14 protein-coding genes and 2 pseudogenes are annotated in these 21,287 nt (G+C 53.1%); 15 read left to right on the top strand and 1 reads right to left on the bottom strand.

Features of this window, described 5'->3' with window-relative positions:
* Positions 1–17 precede the first annotated feature (17 nt).
* The 10 genes and pseudogenes from F8N12_RS09285 to F8N12_RS09240 all read left to right on the top strand — a co-directional run bounded on the left by F8N12_RS09285 (position 18) and on the right by F8N12_RS09240 (position 8,845).
* Positions 18–605, top strand: coding sequence for a hypothetical protein (locus tag F8N12_RS09285; RefSeq protein ID WP_150580196.1), 588 nt, complete (start codon positions 18–20; stop codon positions 603–605).
* A gap of 198 nt (positions 606–803) precedes the next feature.
* Positions 804–980, top strand: a pseudogene (locus tag F8N12_RS27830) (helix-turn-helix transcriptional regulator); the annotation flags it as partial.
* Positions 981–1,071: 91 nt separating this feature from the next.
* On the top strand, positions 1,072–1,464 hold the full coding sequence (locus tag F8N12_RS09275) for a virulence-associated protein E (RefSeq protein WP_150580195.1): 393 nt from the start codon (positions 1,072–1,074) through the stop codon (positions 1,462–1,464).
* Positions 1,461–2,696, top strand: a complete 1,236-nt coding sequence (locus F8N12_RS09270; RefSeq protein WP_150580194.1) for an AAA family ATPase — start codon at positions 1,461–1,463, stop codon at positions 2,694–2,696. The genes F8N12_RS09275 and F8N12_RS09270 overlap by 4 nt, the downstream gene beginning before the upstream one ends.
* Before the next feature lie 2 nt (positions 2,697–2,698).
* Positions 2,699–3,475, top strand: coding sequence for a hypothetical protein (locus F8N12_RS27825; protein WP_224787686.1), 777 nt, complete (start codon positions 2,699–2,701; stop codon positions 3,473–3,475).
* Positions 3,472–4,077, top strand: a complete 606-nt coding sequence (locus tag F8N12_RS27820; protein WP_224787685.1) for a hypothetical protein — start codon at positions 3,472–3,474, stop codon at positions 4,075–4,077. Before F8N12_RS27825 ends, F8N12_RS27820 begins: the two co-directional genes overlap by 4 nt.
* Positions 4,078–5,264: 1,187 nt before the next feature.
* Complete coding sequence (locus tag F8N12_RS09255) at positions 5,265–5,837, top strand: DUF6436 domain-containing protein (RefSeq protein ID WP_150580193.1); 573 nt, start codon at positions 5,265–5,267, stop codon at positions 5,835–5,837.
* 178 nt (positions 5,838–6,015) lie between these two features.
* Complete coding sequence (locus F8N12_RS09250; RefSeq protein WP_150580192.1) at positions 6,016–7,518, top strand: methyl-accepting chemotaxis protein; 1,503 nt, start codon at positions 6,016–6,018, stop codon at positions 7,516–7,518.
* 375 nt (positions 7,519–7,893) lie between these two features.
* Positions 7,894–8,112 carry a hypothetical protein gene (locus F8N12_RS27815; protein ID WP_150580191.1) on the top strand — a complete coding sequence of 73 codons (219 nt, stop codon included), beginning with the start codon at positions 7,894–7,896 and terminating at the stop codon, positions 8,110–8,112.
* 115 nt (positions 8,113–8,227) lie between these two features.
* Complete coding sequence (locus F8N12_RS09240; RefSeq protein WP_150580190.1) at positions 8,228–8,845, top strand: recombinase family protein; 618 nt, start codon at positions 8,228–8,230, stop codon at positions 8,843–8,845.
* Positions 8,846–9,237: 392 nt separating this feature from the next.
* Here the strand turns inward: F8N12_RS09240 and F8N12_RS09235 are convergent, their stop codons facing one another.
* Positions 9,238–9,693: a hypothetical protein gene (locus tag F8N12_RS09235; RefSeq protein WP_150580189.1), complete on the bottom strand. Its 456-nt coding sequence runs from the start codon at positions 9,691–9,693 to the stop codon at positions 9,238–9,240.
* A gap of 1,205 nt (positions 9,694–10,898) precedes the next feature.
* Between F8N12_RS09235 and hhe the strand changes: the two genes are divergently transcribed.
* The 5 genes and pseudogenes from hhe (at position 10,899) to F8N12_RS09210 (ending at position 21,201) form a co-directional block, all read left to right on the top strand.
* A complete protein-coding gene (gene hhe, locus F8N12_RS09230; protein ID WP_224787684.1) occupies positions 10,899–16,643 on the top strand; it encodes a DUF4011 domain-containing anti-phage protein Hhe in 5,745 nt (1,914 codons plus the stop codon).
* A 66-nt stretch (positions 16,644–16,709) separates the two neighbouring features.
* Entirely contained in the window at positions 16,710–17,309 is a 600-nt protein-coding gene (locus tag F8N12_RS09225; protein ID WP_150580188.1) for a hypothetical protein, read from the top strand.
* Between the two features lie 112 nt (positions 17,310–17,421).
* A pseudogene (locus F8N12_RS09220) lies at positions 17,422–18,533 on the top strand (nuclease).
* A 742-nt stretch (positions 18,534–19,275) separates the two neighbouring features.
* Complete coding sequence (locus tag F8N12_RS09215) at positions 19,276–19,605, top strand: hypothetical protein (RefSeq protein WP_150580187.1); 330 nt, start codon at positions 19,276–19,278, stop codon at positions 19,603–19,605.
* 129 nt (positions 19,606–19,734) lie between these two features.
* Positions 19,735–21,201 (top strand): FRG domain-containing protein, encoded by a 1,467-nt coding sequence (locus F8N12_RS09210; RefSeq protein WP_150580186.1) that lies wholly within the window; start codon positions 19,735–19,737, stop codon positions 21,199–21,201.
* Positions 21,202–21,287: the final 86 nt, after the last annotated feature.

Genomic DNA, 21,287 nt, shown 5'->3' with positions numbered 1-21,287 from the left:
CGCTGGAAGCGATGAGATTGAAAGACGAATACATACCGCCAACATATAGGTCAGTCAAAGAGAGCCATGATTTAGCCGCAGAACGATTTGAGGAAATCAAAAAAAATAACGAACGCATCCAAATTGAGGATCTAGCGCTTTTCGCAGCGAGTATGACCGAGCACCTGTCTGGGGAGGATCGAGAAAAGACCGCTGAGATGCTTGGTCGTTCCTTGGTGAACTTGACCTTGCTGCTGGAGAAGCACCCGGAAAGTGAAGAATTGATCATGGGGAGCGCTACAGCAATAATTTTGGTAGGGGTCCGCGCCGTTGAAGATTTGATCTTCAGGTCTAGTGAATCCGAGTTCAAGAAAGCGCGTCCATTCTTGGAAGCCAATAGGAAGAAATCGATTATTGTTGAACGCGCCAAAACCATCGCAAGTCAAATATGGCAAGCCGACACCGGGCAGGAGTATCGAGTAACGGACATGGCCAAACTAGTCATGGATATTTTGAAGCGAGAGGGAACTGCGGATCTTCCAGCCATAGGACGCGTGGCGGACTGGATCAAACCAATAGCACCGCACTACGCCCGTTTAGCAGGTCGCCGCCGTAAAACCCCTTAACCGTATCGGATAACCCCTTTTACGTGCCGGATATCCCCATATCCGGCACGTTGAGGGGATTTTTTTAGCCTGTTTAAGTCATCAGTCTGCTCCCGTCTCAATCAATGGCGGGAAACAGATATGCACAACACCCAACCCCTCAAAGCAGCAAGCCGCGCGGCCAGCCTTCCGTTCGACTCCGGCACCACCATCATCCGGATGCCCGATCTGGCAGCCATTACCGGCCTTGCTCGGCCGACCATCTACAAACGCCTCAAAGACGACCCCACGTTTCCTCGTCCCGTTCAACTGAGCGACAGTAAGTCCCGTGGCGCACCCGTGGGTTTCGTTCTGTCTGAAGTCCAGGAATGGGTACGCAAACGCATTGAAATGCGTGAGGTAGTCGAAGTGAAAAAGGCTGCCAGCACCAATAAGTCCGCATGTAACGCCCTGCAGCGCTTCGACTTCATCTCCGAGGAGTAATTGAATGAAGCCTGCAGACAAACTTTTGCCACTCCTCGACAAAGTTCGCCAAGTGAAATCGGGTAAGTGGACGGCTCGCTGCCCGGCACATGATGACAAGACTCCCAGCCTGCATATCACAGAGGTCGAGGACGGGAAGCTGTTGGTGAAGTGCTGGGTCGGCTGTTCGGTGACCGAGATCCTCGCCTCCGTCGAGCTGGAGTTGCGCGACCTGTTCCCTGATTGCGGCAGCAAGCCACGTCGACTGGGTCCGAGCAGAGCTGCCATCGAGCGTGAGCGTATGGTCCACCTCATTGGCCAATCCCTAATCGCCCAAGGTGCAGAACTGTCTGAAGAGGATCGCCATCGCTTCGAGCTGGCGCGTGATCGCTTGGCAGGCTTGGAGTTGAAAGCATGAGTGCGAAAACAAAAGATCTCTACCACAACCAGTGGGCAACACAGCGCCAGCAGCAGATCAGCACTCCCGACTTCCGTTTTGTAGCGGCCTGCCATATGCCAATCAAGCCTGTTGCCTGGCTGGTTGAAAGCTATATCGAGGAAGACGCACTCACGGTGATGTACGGCCCTCCCGGTAAGGGGAAATCGTTCGTTGCTTTGGACTTGTCTTGCTGTATTGCTAGCGGCATGCCGTTCCACGGCCATTTGGTGAAACCGGGAGTTGTAATTTACATAGCAGGGGAAGGTCACAACGGTATCGCTCGGCGCCTTCACGCATGGGCGCAGCATAACGACACTGCCTTGCCGGAACTGCTGTTCGTATCAGAGGCCCCTACGGATCTGTCCAGCGAAACAAATGCTGCAAAAGTAGCAGAAGCGGTTAAGCAGATTGCCGAAGCTACTGGCGAATCCCCGGTGCTGATTGTGATCGATACCATGGCCCGTAATTTCGGAGGCGACGAAAACAGCGCAACTGACGTGGGGCATTTCATCCGCAACGTTGACGCACTGCGTCGGCACTGGAAGGCCACTGTCTTGATCGTCCACCACAGCGGCAAGGATGGCGAGCGAGGCGCACGCGGATCGTCGGCACTGAAAGGTGCTGCAGATGCTGAATTCGAAGTGAGCCGCAGCAACGAAGACAACCTGGTTCGACTGATCCCGCGCAAGATGAAGGATGCAGAAGAGCCGTCCTCACTTGCCTTCGAACTGGTCGGAGTATCAGTGCGCGACGACAGTGGCAGCCTGATCAGCGGTGCCGCGCTGCGTCTGACTGGGTACACAGCACCAGCAGCGCCAGTGTTGGCAAAGTTGGGTAAGCAGCAAAAGGCTGCGCTGGAAACGCTCGAGCAGATGCACGCGGAGATCGCCCAACGGTTGAATAGCCAGGGCCGGGAGGATCACCCGGTACTCATCACACTTGACGCATGGAAAGCGAAGTGTGAAGAAGCCGAAATTTCTCGCCAGCGGTTTCACGATGTCAAAAACACGCTGACTGATCGTCAGCAAATCCGAATCGACGGTGCACATGTATTTCTTGTCCGTCCTGTCCTGCAGTCCTTAATGGAACCGGACCGGACGGACAGTCTGAAGATCGTTAATACCGGACAAACCGGACGGGAAGCGGACGAAAACCGGACACAGAACGGACAGCATGCCAAGTCGCCTGCAGTCGACTTTGAGGAGTTTTGATCGTGGCCGCCCTGGACTACCTGCTCCGGGCCGGCCTCACCGCCGAGCTCAACGGAGATAAACTTCGCCTGCGCCCCGCTGACCGCATCACGGATGCCGACCGACTCTATGTATGCAAGCACCGCGTCGAGCTCATTGCCGAACTGAATGCGGCTAATGATCCGACCCTTTGCTGGTTGCACCTGCTGGTGTTGGCCAACGGGTACGTGGTGCAAGCATGCGGCGATATCGACACCGCTATTACAAAACAAAAGGCTCATCAGCAGCACGGCGATACCCTGTTGGCGGTAGTTGCAGTCCCAGGCTTCGAGCGTCCTCTCTCCGAGGCGGAGATCGTCAAGGCGCTAATCGGCACACTCGCCACGCCATCGTCTAAACCTACTCCGTCGAGCCTCTGGCTGCCTCGTGTCGCGCGTCTGCTCGGCACCCATCCTGCTGTACTGCTGGACGAGGGGCATTTGGAGCCGCACGACCTTGCCGAGCTGGCCGATGCGGACGTCGTGCTGGTGGCCGACACGATCCACGTTAGCCCGGCGTGGATCAACCGGCCGCAGCGGGTTGAGCAAACGGCCGAGATCCACACCGTGGAGGAAGTTAAGCCGCAGCACATCATCCACACCGCAGCTAAGGCGTCACAGGCATGGCGAGAGGCCGATGCGGCACACACCAACCATCTGATGAGCTGCCGCGCCTGCCATGCGGCAACCGGCCGTTACTGTCCGGCTGGCGTTGATCTGCGCCAGCGTTATAACAACACCCAGATGGAGACGAGCGAATGAACGATGCCCCGTCAGTGGAGTTTGCCATTGAGGAGAATGAGGAACGGGCCAATGCCCGTAATTACCTGACTCCGGAGTGCAAGAACGCCGCATTGCTTGTCAGCAGTAACCTGCTCGGCAAGACGTCGTTCCTCGAGGCTGTCCTCGAACTGGGTCGGCAGACGACTGCAATCAACCGCGGCGACATGAGCCGAGCAGAAGACATGCTGGTATCGCAAGCGCACTCTCTGGATGCTCTATTCGTGCATCTTGCGAGTCGTGCACTGTCGTCTAAAAACATGGGCGGGCTTGAGTCCTACATGCGTCTCGCACTTAAGGCTCAGAACCAGGCCCGGGCGACCTTGCAGACCTTGGGCGAACTTAAAACCCCCAAGCAGGTCGCTTTCGTGAAGCAGGCGAACATCGGCAATCAGGTCCAGGTCAATAACGGTATTCAAGAGAAGCCCGCGCGCACGCGGAAAACCAAAAAAGCGCAGAACGAACTATTGGAGGTTGAGCATGGCGAACGGTTGGACGCCCGAGCGACGGGCGCGGCAGGCGGAGCTGATCCGGCAATGGCGACCTTGGGAACAAAGCACCGGGCCACGAAGCACCGAGGGTAAGGCCGCCGCGGCGCGCAATGCCTGGACAGGTGGAATGAGGCCGTTGCTGCGAGAGCTGGCCGAAGAGCTGCGAGAGCAGGACAAGATTCGTCGCGAGATCCTAGACTGAGCGAAACGCCACGGATGGCGATTACCAAGTGCTTACCCGCCCTGGATTTGCTGACGCGTATCACTTTGAGTTGTCCCGACAAAGTGCAACGAAAAATACCTTTCCTAAGCCTTGAAATCAAGACTCGTCCGTTCCGTTTTGTCCAGTTGTGTGTTGCACCTGAGGTGCACCTAAAAGAAACTCCCCATCAGAAACATGGCAACACACGAATGGAGTCAGAGCGACGATAAAACACCATCGTAGTCGGGAACCCACATAGCACCGGCTCCGGCGTGCCTGGGCGCCGCCGTACTGATCAGCGCCTAGGAGAAAACTGGAACCTGACGTGGTTCGAATTTAGAACCATTGAGCTGCATTCAATAGTCGTCACAAAGAGAATGGTGATTTCTGGAGCCAATGAAAGGCAGGAAGATCTCATAGTTTCTTAAGCAGTACGCGCGTGTATCACCCCAGTCGGCCCGACTAACCACACTGCCATGGAGCATCCCGTATGACTCCTTGCTCCACCTAGGAGAAACTGGAGCTTGAAGTGGTTCGTTCACAGAACCACTGAAGTGTTTTCAGCAGTCGCCAAAAAAATTGATGATTTAGAAAGCCCTAACTGGCGAGGGGATTTGATAGTTTTCGGAGCAGTACGCGCGCGCGTGGACCATCACCAAGCGGCCTGTCAACGGCATAGCCAACCGGGGCGGCGATCATCATCTAATTGATTTGGTGTTGACGGCTGTTTTCAACCGAATTGACCGGTGCCACACCGAAGATACGACCGGCAGCGAACGGCCATTTCCGGTCAGTCGTGAAAAACATAAACTCTCCCACATATCTCGCTGCGGCATTGCACAGGGTGGTACCAAGCGTATCGGGCTCACCTCGCATCCTTCTTAGTACCACATCGTCGCATGTCATGCCGCAGTTCATAAAGTACCTGCGACAGACTCACGCGACATCGTAAAACCGTTACCGTCAGGCCCGATGAGTTGTCGAATAACTCAGGAGGAAAGCGACGGCTGTGGCTTTGGCCGCGGACTGGTAAGCCCTAGCTATGGTAAGTTGCACATCTAAAAATCAAAGACTGCCCATGACCCGCCCGAATCGCAAAACCCTCATAGCAAGCCTGCTGATTATGCTCTGGGGCCTCTCCATGCTAGTTGCCTACTGGTGGTACGAAGTGCGCTACCTGCGCAGCTTCAGTGAGCAGACCGCGCTGTTCTACGGTGAACAGCTGCGCCTGCCTGATGAGCTTGCTGGTCCAGGCCAGATCCGCCTGATACATTTCTGGGACCCATCCTGCCCGTGCAATATAGGCAACCAGCAACACCTGACCGAGCTGATCAAGCGCTTCGGCCCACAGGGTGTAAGTTTCTACGCGGTACAAACCCCAGGTAGCAACGGCCAATTATCTGGTGGCCTGAACGCCCTGAAAACCTTACCGGCTTTGAGCGGCAGCTACAAAATCCCCGCCAGCCCGGCTGTGGCAATCTGGGACCGAACAGGCCAACTGGCATATTTCGGCCCCTACAGTGAAGGCGCTACCTGCACCTCTAGTAACAGCATTATCGAGCCCATTCTAGACGCCCTGAGTGCTGGCAGACCCGTAAACGCAGTCAACACAATGGCCATAGGCTGCTTCTGCGACTGGCCGAGCAATTGACGACGAACCGGCAGCGCGCTATGGCGTTATGCGCAAATTCATGCTCATCCCTAGACTCAACTTGCCGATACAGCAATTGTGAGCAGTTGCCGCTCGCCTAAATCGAGCTAACGCTATTTACGAATATATGATTGCCGCACTCACCACGACTGCAGCACAACCTCTCGAGCCTCTCACCATGTCATCTGACCTATCCCCCACCCTTCAAGAGCACTACCAAAAAGCAGACCGAGTCATGCTGGGGGTGCTGTGGCTGATGTTTGTGTACTCGGTCGGCCTCGCGTTTTGGAATGGTACTTGGGGTCAAGCGCTCCTGGTCGCTGGTGGTACGGCTGTAGTAATGAGCGTACTTAACCAACTCATTAGCGGCCAACGCCTGTTGCGTTGCGTGATGGGCGCGGCGTATATGGTGATGGCGGCCCTGCACATCAACCAGGCAGGCGGCATGATGGAGATGCACTTCAGCATCTTTGTGTTACTTGCCTTCTTAGTGTATTACCGCGATTGGCTGCCGATTTTGGTCGCAGCGTTGGTGATTGCAGTGCACCACCTGAGTTTCTTTGCATTGCAAGCACAAGGTGTAGACGTGGTTGTACTGCCGAGCGGCAGTTGGTCAATAATTTTTCTGCATGCAATGTACGTCGTTGCAGAAAGCGCCATCCTGATTTACTTGGCGATGCAGAACCACGCGGAAGCCGTTGAAAGCGCGGCGCTGATGCAAGCGGCCGAAAAGCTAATTGAGAATGATGACGAAATAAACCTCGTTTGCCGCAGCACTGCCCAAGGCAAAGTTAGCCTAGGCTTTAACCAATTTCTCAGCACCTTAGATGAGTTGGTCGGTGAAGTGGTTAACCATACCCAAAGCCTGAAAAAAATGGGTGACAGTCTGCTGCAAACCACCGGCCACCTAAGCTCCGGTGCGGAGCAGCAGCAAAGCGAAATTACCTGCATGAGCTCAGCCATGCTGCAGATGAGCACCGCTATTGACGAAGTTGCTGGGCATGCCGATGGCGCCGCAACGGCAGCTCGAACCGCGAATCAACAGGCTGCCGAGGGCAGCCGCTCGGTCAACCATGTGCGTAGCGAGATTGGCAAACTAGCCACACAAATCGATGTTACTGAAACCGAGGTTCAGGCGCTGGCAGAGCAGTCCGAGAAAATCGGCAAGGTTCTGGAAGTGATCCGTTCAATTGCGGATCAAACCAACCTGCTGGCCCTAAACGCAGCGATTGAAGCCGCACGTGCTGGCGAGCATGGTCGTGGTTTTGCCGTCGTGGCTGACGAGGTACGTAATCTTGCGCAGAAAACAGCGTTGTCCACCGCTGAGATCCAAGAAATCATCAGCGGCCTGCAACAAGGCAGCCGTCAAGCAGTGACTGCCATGCAGGAAAGTCGAGACAGTGCGCGCAGCTGCGTGCGAGACAGTCAGGCAACTGCAGAACTGCTCGGCGCCGTAGCGCAAGACATCAGCGCCATTACTCAAATGAACGAGCTGATTGCCGCTGCCACCCACGAGCAGGCTGCGACCAGTGCAGAAGTCAGTCAGCATCTTCACAGTGTGCAAAAAGTGGCTGAGCAAACGTTCGGCGATGCAAACAAGCTTAATAACGATGGCCAGCAACTCAGCCAATTTGCCGATCGTTTGAGCCGGTTGAGTGGTCGCTTCCGCGTTAGCCGATAATCGCTGAATAGCCCCGACTTGGCAGGCAAATCTTACGGACTCTGTCGGGTCCGACATAAACGGTCGGACGCGTGCCAGTGCGAGCCCCGCACTGGCACGCGATAGGATCTTGACCCGGCTTACCATAAGCGCCGTTATTCGCAGTCTCTCGCTCGTTTACCTTGGCTCGGTTTGCCGGCCGCTTTGGGTCGTTCACTGACGGTCATGTTTGCTAAGGGGGCGGGTCAAATCCGGCGCAGATGGCTGGTTAGGTCGAATGCAAATGGGTGGTCAAGTCAGTGTAATTGCCTAGGCGTCAGCGGATCTGGAGAAGTGGCTCGAGCCAGCGGCGAGTTCAGCTAGTCTTCCCGCACCAGTTACTCAAGGACGATACCCATGTCAGATAACTCTGAAGCCAACATAGCCACAGCAGACGCACTCACACTGCTCCTGCACAACCAGCACGCCATATGTGCAGCCATTGAGGAGGTGACCAAGTGGCTTTCTGAGAATGGAGTGGGGAGCGTTGCCGCTAACGCAATTGCGGCCATCGAAACGCTGGACCGGAATGCTCAAGACATCACAGGCGCCATCATGCGACTACGGCAGTTATAGGTATGCCTTAGCTGATACGGGCATATTCAAATTTATTTGCCCTTTCCGCTTGATAAGTGACACCCATAGTGCAACAGTATTAGTAGAACACCCTAACTGATACGGAAGGCACATCATGTTCATCCGCGCATATCTCCGAGCATCAACCGAAGAGCAAGACGCCAGCCGCGCCCAGGCCTCGCTTGAACAGTTCGCCAGCGACCATAACAAGGTCATCGCGAGCGTATATCTGGAGAATGCCAGCGGCGCCTCCGCAGACCGGCCCGAGTTGCTGCGTCTGCTCAAAGATGCGCGCAACGGTGACGTGTTGCTGGTGGAGTCGATAGACCGGCTCTCCCGCTTGCCGGTGGAGGATTGGCAGAAGCTCAAGGCCACGATTGATTCCAAGGGCCTGCGCATCGTCGCGCTCGATCTGCCGACCAGTCACCAGGGAATGCAGGACACGAAGGGCGACGAGTTCACCGGGCGAATGCTGGGCGCTATCAACTCCATGCTGGTGGAAATGATGGCCGCCATTGCCCGCAAGGATTACGAGCAACGCCGCGAGCGCCAGGCCCAGGGTATCGAAAAGGCCAAAGCGGCAGGTAAGTATCAGGGTCGGCCGATTGATGACGATCTGCACAAACGCGTTACGGAATTGCTCGGTGCCGGCCTTGGCATCCGCGCAACAGCCAGGCACGCCAACTGCTCAACGACCACAGTCCTCAGGATCAGGGACTTGGCCAACGCCTGAAAGCACTTTTCCAGGCCACATACATCTACAATATTCAGCCGTGGCTGAGGCACCATTTATTAGCGATACAACGCGTTATTACTAACTACTAAAGGAACGGTGATGGCCACGACTGAGCCGTTAAGATCAAGGAAGGCTGGGTTCGGTCGACACCATGTGTCGACACCTGTGCCATTATTGCTGAACTCGGTTTTGCGCTTTTTTTGGATGACACCACAGACCATAGCCCGCTGCTTTGTACTTAGTACGACCCTAAGGTTGCTTCATCGCGCAATGCCTGGACAGACGGGATGAGGCCGCTGTTGCGAGAACTTGCCGAAGAGCTTCGGGAGCAGGACAAGATCCGTCGCGAGATCCTGGATTGAGCGAAACGCCACGGATGGCGATTACTCTCAATCCATCTCATAACGACGCGCTAAATAGCGCCGAATCCGCTCATTGCTCCAGTCGTTAGCTCGACCGAGTATTTCGTCCCGAATGTAATCGACCACATCACCTTGGAACACCGGGTAGGATTCGCGTTCACCTTCCAGTTCACAATCCCAAAACTCACCTTCGCGAGTCAGCAGCCACAGAGCGTCCAGCTCGTAAGGATGCAAGCCCTCAATGCGGCCTTCGACGCAGGCGGTAATTGTGTCTTGGTAGGCGCGCCAGTAAAAAGACAGCTCCCACTGCTGCTGGACACAGATCTCTTCCCAGATGCTGCTCAGCGGCGTGTCATCACCAGACAACAGGCAGCCCTGCATGCGCTGGAGATCACGGATACAAACCATAACCAGACGCTGAGCCAAAGCCGCTCCTAGGTCACGGGCGATACTGTATTCCGAGAGTTTGCGTTGCCGTTTCATCCATGAACTTTCCTGTCTGATGGTCATTGGTTGGTGCGGACCTCTTGGCCTATCCTCAGAAGCGTAGTCAATCCTTTGTGTAGAGCTACAGCTCTGAACTCGTTAGAGCAGTAACCGCGCCAGAAATTGAACGCATCGCCCGCAGCAATGCATAGATCAACCGGATCGGGCTTGTTTGGATACTTGACGAAAAAGCAGAAAACACCGTGCTCGCCCGGGTCGTCATAGCCAGGATTGCGAGGTCTTGAGTCGAAAGAATGAAGTTTGTGTGCTACGTGCTTCAGGTCGTTTGAAAAGTGACGGCACGCATCTATTTGCAACAAAGCAACCGGCGAGACGGCCTCGATGAGTGGCTCCAACTTCTTCAGACGATCCTCGCCCTTTTTCACACTGGGCCAAGAGCACTACCGCGATCTTGTCTGAAAGTGGTTCAGCAGCATGCTGGCAGCGACCAAGCGCCTGTACACCAGTGAGAAGTTGCGCCGATCGAGGGGCCTATCGGCCTGGTAAACACACCAGAAGTCGTCAAAAGCCGGAATGGCCAGATCCCTGAAATATCCGCGCGATCCATTAAGGTCCAGATCAACCATTCTCCGCCGGTCCCATATCGGATTCCCACCCTACCGGGCCGCTATTCTTGCCCGATAAGCGGTCGGAGGGTTGCTTGATCAAACTCGATCGGCGATGTCAGCGATAACGGTGCAAGCTGCAGATTTGTGCTCCGAGCCACCGCCTAACTAGTCGACTTGCCCGCCGAGAATTGCCACGTTTACTTGCTGAATCAGATCATCTTCGTGCGGCCCTGCCGCCTTTAGCAGCCCCGTCGGCCGACAGATCGAAAGGCGAAGGCGTATTCGTGCTCAACACGATATTTGATCTCCGCTCCCCTACCACCGCGCAAGATCAACTCTTTGAATATGCTTCAATACTCTCAACAAGCGTAGTGGGCAGGCTAATGACCAATCGTCGAGAACGCAGCGGTTTGTGCTGCGTCAAGGCACTTTGCCTTTACGTTGCTCTATGTGCTGGATATTGTGACATCCATGAAATTCTAGGCTGGTCGTTTTTTCCAAGGATGGCATCTCGCGCTCCGAGCTATCGGCAGTGCCACTCAAAGCCTTTCTTGTAATCGCGGCCAGCTCAAGCTGAGCATCGGTTCATCGTGCCCAGAACAATCCAATAGGCAGTAGCCCAAAAAAATAGCGGTGATCGACGTGAACTCAGGCCCTGAATCATTGGCTATCCAACGGTATGAACTTGTTCAGCAATGGATACTGGAATTGGTCCCGGCAGACGGGACGGCCGTTGGCAACAAAACACTCCGTGACAGGATTGACCGTCGAGCCGAGCTTCAGAGTTTTTCCATCTCTGAAGAGGAGTACTGGAACCTTCGCGACGAGCTCGTTACCAAGGGGCTACTCAATAAAGGGGCTGGTCGTGGCGGATCGGTTTATCGGTTTGATGCTGAGGCCAAGAAACATTCGAGGTCCATTGAGCCTGATCCGCTTACCGATTGGGATGACCTTGATACACCCCCAAGCGAGATACCGGATAGCCTGGAGAAACTGAGAAGCAGGCTTCTTGATCTCAGCGCTCGCAATCGGCTGCTGAATTTTTCACATGCACGCTCCAAGCGGTTCGTACGAATCATTGATGAATTGCCTGACCACTTGTTTGAGTCACTGGCAGACGAAAAAGCCATGCGATTTGCTGCCGTACCCGAACCAACGGAGAGGCAGCTTATTACCCATGGTTTTTTGAAGCTGGACGAGAAAACTGGTGCCGTTGTCGAGTTAAAGAAACAGCCGACAGCGGAGGTTTGGGCGCAGATTCTTGGTATGGCAATCAACTATGAGTTGCCACGCCCCCCTGAAAGCGGGCAACCCGCCAAGCACTCTGACGATGCAATTCAGACACTTTATTACCCTGCAGAGATGGAGTCGCGGTTACAGGTTTTGTATGCCCAATCGCGATCAGCACTCGAAGAGACGGGGGCGAACATCCTTTATCTTGCGCTCGGGTTTCTGGAGTGGGATGAGTCGGTCGCAGGGAAAGAAAGCACCCGCCTGGCGCCCCTGATGTTGGTGCCAGTGAACCTGGAAAAAGGCAAGCTCAACCCTCAAACCGCGACATTCGAATACCGCCTACATCCTACTGGCGAAGACATCCTTACCAACTTGTCATTGCGAGAAAAGCTTCGCGTCGATTTTGGTATCGCGTTACCGCGGATAACCGACGACAGCACGCCCGAGGAGTATTTCGAGCGAATTGTCGAAACGGTGCTGAAGGTCAAACCTGACTGGAAGGTTCATCGCTTCGCTTCGCTTGGTTTGTTCGAGTTTGGCAAGTTGATGATGTATCTCGACCTTGATCCAGGGCGTTGGAAAGACCAATCGTTACTGGACCATGGTCTGGTCAAACGACTTACAGGGATGGACGGCTTACCGGCCGATTCGTCAGGAAAACAAGGCGCCTTTTGCGTCGAGCATTCAATCGACGATATCGAACAGGTGCACCTGCAGTTTCCTCTGATCGACGATGCCGACAGCTCACAGCACAGTGCCTTGATCGATGTGATTCGCGGTGATGATCTTGTGATCGAGGGCCCGCCAGGAACGGGTAAGTCTCAAACCATCACCAACATGATTGCAGCGGCGCTGGCCCAAGGTAAAAAAGTGTTGTTCGTTGCCGAGAAGCGTGCAGCGCTTGAGGTGGTTAAGACCCGATTGACGAGAGCAGGTTTGGGCGATTTTTGCCTGGAGTTGCACAGCCATAAGAGTCAAAAAAGCGCTGTTATCGACAGCATTCGCCAGCGAATTCAGAACGGAGGCGGCTATCGCTCGCCCAAGCAGCTGACGGATCTGATCGCCAACTATGAGCGATTGAAGCAGCAACTCAATAAGCACGTGCAACACTTGCATGCTCAGTTCGAAGAATCGGGCATGAGTATTCACGAAGTGCTAATGCAGGCAACTCGGTTGCGTGAGGCATTGTCGATTAAACCTGCCGATCTCCATCCGCAGTCAGAGGTGCGAATCGATAAAGCGCACCTGCAAGAACAGGCCGGCTTCTATGCACACATCTATCGCAAGACGGCTGAGGAAGCTGGTCACGCTGGCAAACTTGAGACGCACCCATGGTTTGGTAGCACCAAAACTCGCGTGACGGGCGCAGAGCGCTCTGCACTTCTAGAGAGTCTTTCCCTGGCTCAGCAGGCACTGAGTCGTCTAGCCGCCCTTCGACCTCAATTAGCCGAGCAGTTGCAGGTAGCTGTTCTGGAAACCTATAGCCCAGATCAACTGCGAAGTTTGGCCGCTTCAATCCCGGTACTTGCGCTACCTAAAGGTGACGAGGATTGGGATCTGTTGGGGCGACTGGAGATCGAGTCTTGCGAGGCATTGAAACTCTGGCTGCAAGGTATGGACTCCTTGTTGGACGAGCAAGTTGTCTTGGCTCGGTCGCTGCGCGCAGATGTAATTGGCTCTGGGCAAGCGATAGCGTCAATCAAAAAATCCTGCGCGGCCATTCGTTTGCATAACGGCGATGAGGCCCTCTCCCTCAATGCGTTGCTCGATGTCATCGAAGAGGCTGAGGAGTTATTGGAACTGGCCCCGCGCGCTCAAATGCTGATTCGGCTGTTATCGAAAGAATCTGGGGTTCAGGGTTTGCGAAGCGATTTGGTCGGGGTTGAGCAACTAGTGCTCTTTCTGCAAATGCACGCGGCGATGCCCGAGGATTTGGCACACCTCCGCCATAAACGCTTCGAAGATGAGGGCTTGGACGAGTTGGTCGCAGAGTTGGATAGCGACATCGCGGTGGTCAAGCAGTTGCAGGAACAGGCTGCGAATCATTTCACTCTGGATCAATTGCCAAGTCATACGCGACTGGAAGATTTGAGTCGAGTTCTGGCGGACAAATCACTTTTCCGTTGGTTCAAGGGGCAATGGCGCGCTGCGAAGGCTGAAATCCTGACCATGGCGCGACCAGGGCTCAAGCTGAACCAGCTTCTGGTTAGCTTGCCTGATGTCATCGCTTATCTGAAAAAATACAGTCAACTGAATGAAAGCAAACAGTTCACCGAGAAACTGGGTGAGCACTTCAAAGGGCTTGATACTCCTATCGATGCGCTTAAGCGCATTCGGGGTTGGTACAAACTCCTACGTACTGAGTGCGGACGGGGATTTGGAGCAAAAGTATGGATTGCAGAATACCTACTTAAGGCTGATAGCAATCTTCTGGCCAGCGTTGCATCCGATAGTGCGGAGCTTGAACCTTACCTGCTGGATGTTCTGGATCATCGGCTGGATCTGGAAGAACTATTGCCTTTCGACAGTCATGATTTGCGCTCAGAAGACTTGCTCTCCTCAGAGGGGTTGTATGTTCGCCTGATCAAGGACATCGGAACCGCACTGCGCTCTTTGTTACCCGTAATCAGCGAAGAGCAGCCAACCATGGGGAAAATGCTCCAGCTGATTCAGTCGGTGGAAAGTTGGCAAACCCGCTCGGCAGCCTTACAAAACGACGCGGTACTACAAACTTGCTTGCAGGGTGAAGAGCTACCTCGGATCGAAAATCTTTCAGCGGCACGACCCCGGTTGACGAGTTGGCGGCATACCGTCGCCTTCGTTCAGCCCATTCTGGCATTGCCGATTCGGGATATTCTCATTCCGCAGTTGACTGCATGTACGTCAAAAGAAGCCGAATCCCTGATTCTCCATTGGCATCAACAAGCTAAAACACTCGCGTTCGCTGTGGAGAATTGGGAGCAGTCGATCTCATCATTCTACCAAAGTGCTGGAGTTGTTGCTGGTCAGTGGTGGCAGACCATCGAAAAAAGAGACTTCGACCCAATGGCTGGCCGGCTGGCCTGGGCGGCTCAGAACCCTGATTTGCTCGACCATTGGTTCGAGTACCGTCGCTTACGCTTGCACCTGGCTGAGTTGGGTTTCGAGACAGTTGTCGAAGCAATCGAGACACAAAAACTGGTGTCTGAGCGCTGCGTCGATGCCTGCCTGCTTGGTCTTCTTGATAGCTGGGCATTGAAAGTCCTTGAGCTAAATCCCGCCCTGGGCCAGTTTTCGGGCAAAGAGCAGGAGGCTATCCGTGCTCGTTTTGCAGAAATCGATGAGCAGCTCAAGCGCCTTCAGCGAGAACAGGTTTCGTCACGTATCAGTCAGAACAATATCCCAACTGGGAATAGTCATGGCGCAGTTAGAGAGTTCACGCAATTGGCCCTGCTGCAGCGCGAAGCCGAGAAAAAGACGCGGCATGTACCGATTCGTAGCTTGATGAATCGTGCAGCTGAAGCACTGCAAGGCCTTAAGCCCTGCTTCATGATGTCGCCAATGGCCGTCGCTCAATATTTACCTGCAGGGCACGTCCACTTCGATCTGGTCGTGATGGACGAAGCCTCTCAAATGCGTCCGGAAGAAGCACTGGGAAGTATCGCAAGGGGCAAGCAACTTGTGGTCGTGGGAGACCCGAAACAGCTGCCACCTACGAACTTCTTCTCCCGCAATGGCGGCGATTCGGATACCGACGAAACCGATGCATCATTAGCTGAGGACTCGGAAAGCATTTTGGAAGCCGCCATGCCGCTGTTCAAGCTGCGACGTTTGCGTTGGCACTACCGTTCGCGCCACGAGAGTCTGATTGCCTTCTCCAACAAAGCATTCTATGAAAGCAATTTGGTGGTGTACCCGTCACCACACCGTGAATCCTCAGAGTTTGGCGTGAAGTTTGTCAGAGTGCCACGCGGGCGTTTTGTCGAGCAGCGCAACCTGGAAGAGGCAGAGGTTGTCGCCAAAGCCATTGAACACCACGTTATTCATCGCCCTGATGAGTCACTGGGTGTAGTGGCCATGAACGTTAAACAGGCTGACCAAATCGAGCGGATGCTTGAGCATCTGGCTAAACAGAGCCCGCAGCTACAAGTCGCGTTGGATCGCAATCAGGGTCAGGATGAGCCGCTGTTCATCAAAAACCTGGAAAATGTTCAGGGTGATGAGCGAGATGTTATTTACATCTCCGGTACCTACGGTCCTATGGAAGTGGGTGGTAGCGTCCCTCAGCGTTTCGGCCCAATTAACGGTGCCAGCGGATGGCGGCGTTTGAACGTGCTCTATACCCGTTCGAAGAAACGCATGCAGGTTTTCTCCTCGTTTGGCTCAACCGATGTCCTTGTAACCGGGACCTCCAGCAGAGGCGTGCAGGCACTGCGTGATTTTCTGCATTTTGCTGAGTCTGGCCGGATGCCTCACATCAAAGAAAACGATCGTGCGCCCGACAGTGATTTCGAAGTAGCAGTCATCGAGATGTTGGCGCGCCATGGCTACCAGTGCGAGCCCCAAGTTGGAGTGGCTGGCTTCTTCATCGATTTGGCCGTCCGCGATCCGGGGCAACCAGGCCGCTATCTGATGGGGATCGAGTGCGACGGAGCTGCGTACCATTCGGCCAAATCGGCGCGTGACCGTGATCGCTTACGCCAAAGCGTGTTGGAGCAATTGGGCTGGAATATTCGCCGCATTTGGTCGGTGGACTGGTTCCGTAATGCTCGCGTGCAGATTGAGCCGATTCTTCAGGAGCTGGCGCGGTTGAGAACCGAGCCGGTAGAAGTGGCCGAAGTGCCGGTTGAGGAGTCGGAAGAACTAGCCATACAGCAAGTAGCCGATGACCAGAGCGAGCATGCTGAACGTATAACTATCGAGGGGGGGCACAGTCTGCGAGAAAAGCTAATCTGGCTCGACGAAAATGTCATTCGCTCGAAGCTACCTGATGTGCCAGATCACCAGCGTTTGTTGAGACCTGCGATGTTGGAAGCATTGCTTGAGTTTCAGCCTTCAGACCGTCTTGAGTTTCAACAGATGATCCCTGGGTATTTGCGCACAGGAACCCATAGCGCAGAAGGTCGTTACATTGATGATGTACTGGTGCTGATTGGTGGGCAGTGATCTTCAAGCTGCCTTTGTAATGGGAAGCATAGTGCGTGCTCAATTTTTGGTTTTAGGAGTTTGGGAATGTTTGCTACTGCAGCTGATGGTCGAAAGGTCGTACTTAATAAAGACGGAACTTGGGAATATCAAACGAGTATTGTGGCCAGCTCAGGTGCAGGCAATAATTTTCGGAAGCTTTCTTGGGGGACGCACCGATTAAATATAAAACAGTCCGAGCCAAGTACCTCTTGGCTGGAGGGTGAGGGCTATTTGGGGTTTGAGTCGGCGCTTGGTGGGAATGAGTGCCTAGTATTGTTTGTTTTGTTAAATGATATATTGGTTCGGGGCAAATATGTCTTTAACCAAAAATTTGCCAATGATAATACATACTTATCGAAGTTTGATGAGTTCAAAGAAATGCTTCAGAAAAAGTACGGTGCGCCAGAGAGCGATAACGAGTATTGGCTCAACGATCTATATCAGGATGATTATCAAAGTTGGGGGATGGCTGTAAGCGCCGGTCATATGTCTCGATTTACAACTTGGATTGATGGTGCGACAAAAATTTGTTTGTCGTTGGCAGGGGAGAGCTTTCAGTGCGATCTGTCAATAGAGTATTCATCTATTGAATACGAAGCTGAAGAGCGAAAACACAATGAAGACACTGTGTTGGATCTTCTTTGATTCCGAATCTTTTTTGTCGCATATAGCTTGTGGAAGCAGTGATGGGCTCACCGCTTCCAAGACGACAAATGATGTTCAATTTCGTTAATAAAAACATTAAGGGGCTCTCATCGTGCCAATCAAAACGGACGTCTGGACCGTGGGCCTTGTGCCGAACAAGCTTCGTCAAAGCCGATTGGCCAGTGAGCAGCTGCTGGAAGATATGATCATGAGCTCTCCCAGCATCCTCTCGGATGAATGGATGCTGATAGGCAGGCAAGAAAACACCGGAATGGGGGCCGAATTGATTTGTTAGCCATCGCTCCTGATGGCGCTCTGGTGTTGATCGAGCTCAAACGAGACCGCACGCCTCGCGAGGTCGTTGCCCAAACTCTCGACTATGCCGCGTGGGTTGAAAGTCTGCGTGGCGACGAAATCGCGGCAATCTACAAACGCTTTCGGCCTGGAAGCAGTCTGGATGTAGATTTTCAGGCTCGCTTTGGACGGGTATTGGATGAAGATGACCTGAACAAAAGTCATCAGCTGATCATTGTCGCCACGGCGTTGGATACCAGTAGTGAGCGAATTGTTGAATACCTCAGCAAACGAGATGTTCCAATCAACGTTCTTTGCTTTCAGATTTTCCAGGTTGGTGGCCAGCAACTGCTGAGCAGATCCTGGTTACTCGATCCTGTGCAAACCCAAGTGAATGCAGTGTCGACGAGTGAAGGGCACAGCGAGCCCTGGAATGGTGAGTTCTATTGCTCGTTCGGTGACTCTGTCTCGCGCTCTTGGGCTGATGCCGTCGAGTTTGGTTTCATTGCCGGGGGCGGCGGTGCGTGGTACAGCAAGACTTTGCAGCTGCTGGCTCCAGGCGATAGGGTCTGGGTCAATGTTCCGCAACAAGGCTATGTTGGCGTTGGGCGGGTTCTCGGTACAGCCTTACCGGCAAAGGATTTCACGGTGTTGCAGGAGGGTGTCGAGCGACCTGTGCTTGAGGTCGCGACCCGTGCCAAGTACCACGCCGAGTTTGTGGACGATCCTGAGTGTTGTGAGTACTTCGTTCCAATCCAATGGTTGGACACCGTTCCTGTGAGTCAGGCGGTACGGGAGATCGGGATGTTTGGTAATCAGAATACGGTTTGTCGTCCGAGTAAGCCGAAGTGGCGTTGGACGATTGAGCGGTTGAAACAGCGGTTCCCCCTGTTTGAAGCGGTAGCAGTCACTGAAGAGGTTGGCATTTAACCGGCCAGGAATTTTCTAGGTCGGCATCAGCGCCAAGATTTTTGTCCTACAGCCCAGCCACCGCAAGCTCTAGGGCAACCTAACGCTTCACGTCCATTTGAGTCTTCTTAACCCGGCCCTAAGGCGGCCTGCTTGAAAAACTGACGGTGAATAGCATTGAGCAGCAACAGATCTACCGCGATTCACTCAATGCCGAGCCGCAAGCTTCTTTCGGATCTGCATGGTGTTCGGCAGCGCTTTTGCCAGACCGAGGAAGGTGATTAATTCTGGTCGTTCAAATTGATACTCGTGAAGGTGAGGGTTTGGACTAACTCAACAGAAGCGGCAGGGTTGAAGGTTATGCTATGTCGCGAAGCAGTGATTTTTTGCTCACGTGGATTAGTGCCTGTGGAAAGACCGACCGTCCGTCGGGCTGCTCGCGACCCGCATCACGGCTGGGTAGAACAAAATCACGGTACGGCTGTTACTCCACTGAAAGATCCCAACAGCGGGCACCGTGTATCCCAGCGTGTATCCCTGACTGTATAATCGAGCTGCAAGCCACGTAATTTATGGTACCCGACAGTCTCCCTCGGGCACCAAAATTAAGAAAGGTCTTGCTTTGCAAGGCCTTTTTTTCGCCTGCGATAACGTGGCTGACCCCCCACCGTCCCGCGTAGGAGCTGCCGAAGGCAGCGATCTTTAGACCTTGCTTCTCTTCCCCGCCGCCCGCCGTGATGGGCCCATTCACAAGGATTCCTCCATGGAACTGCTGCTGGAAACTGTTGCTTTGTTCTGCATCAAGCTTGCGTATGAGACGGAAGATTCGAGTCCGATTCTGCGGGATGATTTGATGATGAGCAATTATGAGCGGGAGGTTTTTGGGTTGCTGGTGAGGCGGGGGGATGTTGAGGGGATTCAGGGGAAGGCGAATGAATGCCTTGCACTTGCGCTGGGTGCTGTTGGTGGTGTTGATTCAGTTTTGGGGCGTGAGCTGCATAGATTGTCGGCGGATTTCAATGCTGAGGAGACGATTGAGCAGCTTGATGCCCCGCTCATCGCGCTCAAGTATTATCTGAAAGGCATTCAGTGAGTGACGGTCAGCCAAAACAGCGGTAGCGCTCACTAGAGCGAGCCGCCAGCCATTTCGTCCCATCCAGTAAAATCTGTTCCATCACCCCAATTCCCCCACTAACAAATACGATAAAAAGTGAACAGAAATATGTATGAGGAATGGAAAAAAGAACTGCTGGATGCGAAAGAGCGTTCTAGTAAGCGATCAAATATACGAGCTTTCAAAGGGCTTCATAAGGAACAGCTTGAGAGAGCATCTTATTTTTCAGAATTATCTGGTGTAATTAACAAACTAGGTCTTTCAAACCCACATGAAAGGTCCGCCCTAAGCATTGAACCTACGCATCCCGTCCAACAGCAGCACTTGGATAAGGCTTTTGACAATCTAAATATAACCCCGCTTCTTCGTAAAACACATCGAACAAGCAAACTTTCTCTAATATCCTTGGAAATGCTGAGCCGTTACGCTCCAGACTCCGACGCACAAAAAATTATAAGGTCAGGATTTAATTCACCCCTATATCTACTCGACCCATTGTATGGATTCATTTTCCTCCCCCAGAATAAAAAACTCAGCAACCATTGTCTTGCAATCGACATATGGTCCGCGCACCTCAAATCGATGCCCACCCAATTATCGAAGGAACTATGGGAAAAGCGGGCTGACAATATGTTATCGGGAGGCGCACTTGCGGGAAGGCATTTGTTCAAAAACTTGATACCAAAAGAGCATGACCCCCTGAAATTTTCAACGCCTCCTGTCTTGCAGGCAGGCTCAGAAGCAGAGCTTATAGATATACTAAAAGAAATAAGAAACAGTGCTAATAGTATCCCAGGCGTAGAAATATGGCTCAGGGGGCAGAGTCGAGATTACTTGACCCCGGATCGCTCTGTTTTAACTAGCAAGGGTATAGCCCCGTACTCGAATGTAAGGGACTCTGACTTTACACCATCGCTATATAGAAAATACGATGATTTTTTAGGAAGCACAGACAAGTACGAAGATTTGGTGCTCGAGCTTGCCGAATGGGTTCATTATGCAAGTGAAACCATATCGCTTAACGGTTCAAGCGCAAACAGAATCCAGACTGCCGGTGTGGCAGCTATTAATCCTCGAGGTTTAGAGTCCTATCAAAACGGTTTGCTTTTACAGCAATATGGAGCGCCTTCTGCATATTTGGATATCACAAGCGACCACACCGTTGCCGCTTGGTTTGCAACCAGGAAATGTATGCTTAATGATGGAAAAATGGTTTACGAGGAACATTTGTGGAATGGTAGGCCTCCAGAGGAATGGCCCACTATTTACATCTTCCCCTTAATTAAAGGCCTGCACCCGTACCTTGATCTAAACTCAATTATCGCTGATAGTAGAGCTACAAGACCAGAAAGACAGAAATGTGGATTGCTAGGAGGTGCTGGAAATTTGGCACGAAACTACTGCGCTAGATATTTGGGGATGAAGATAAGGCTAAGCCCTGACTTTAAGTTATCTAACCCTTATGATGCGAGTTTTTTATTCCCATCGGCATCGGAAGACACCGTCCTACAACAGCTTAAAGAAACAAATTTAACTAACAAAAATCGGAAATTTATTCTGTCCGAACTTGCTTGATCCTTGCTTAACATGGCGCTATCCCTAGCTTAATATGGCGCTATCCCTATCTAAAACCACCATCTTTTTATCAGCAATACATAACA

The organism is Pseudomonas fluorescens (assembly GCF_902497625.1).
Classification (GTDB): domain Bacteria; phylum Pseudomonadota; class Gammaproteobacteria; order Pseudomonadales; family Pseudomonadaceae; genus Aquipseudomonas; species Aquipseudomonas fluorescens_BQ.
The sequence above is the reverse complement of the archived record's forward strand: the minus strand, read 5'-3'. Positions and strand labels throughout refer to the sequence as shown.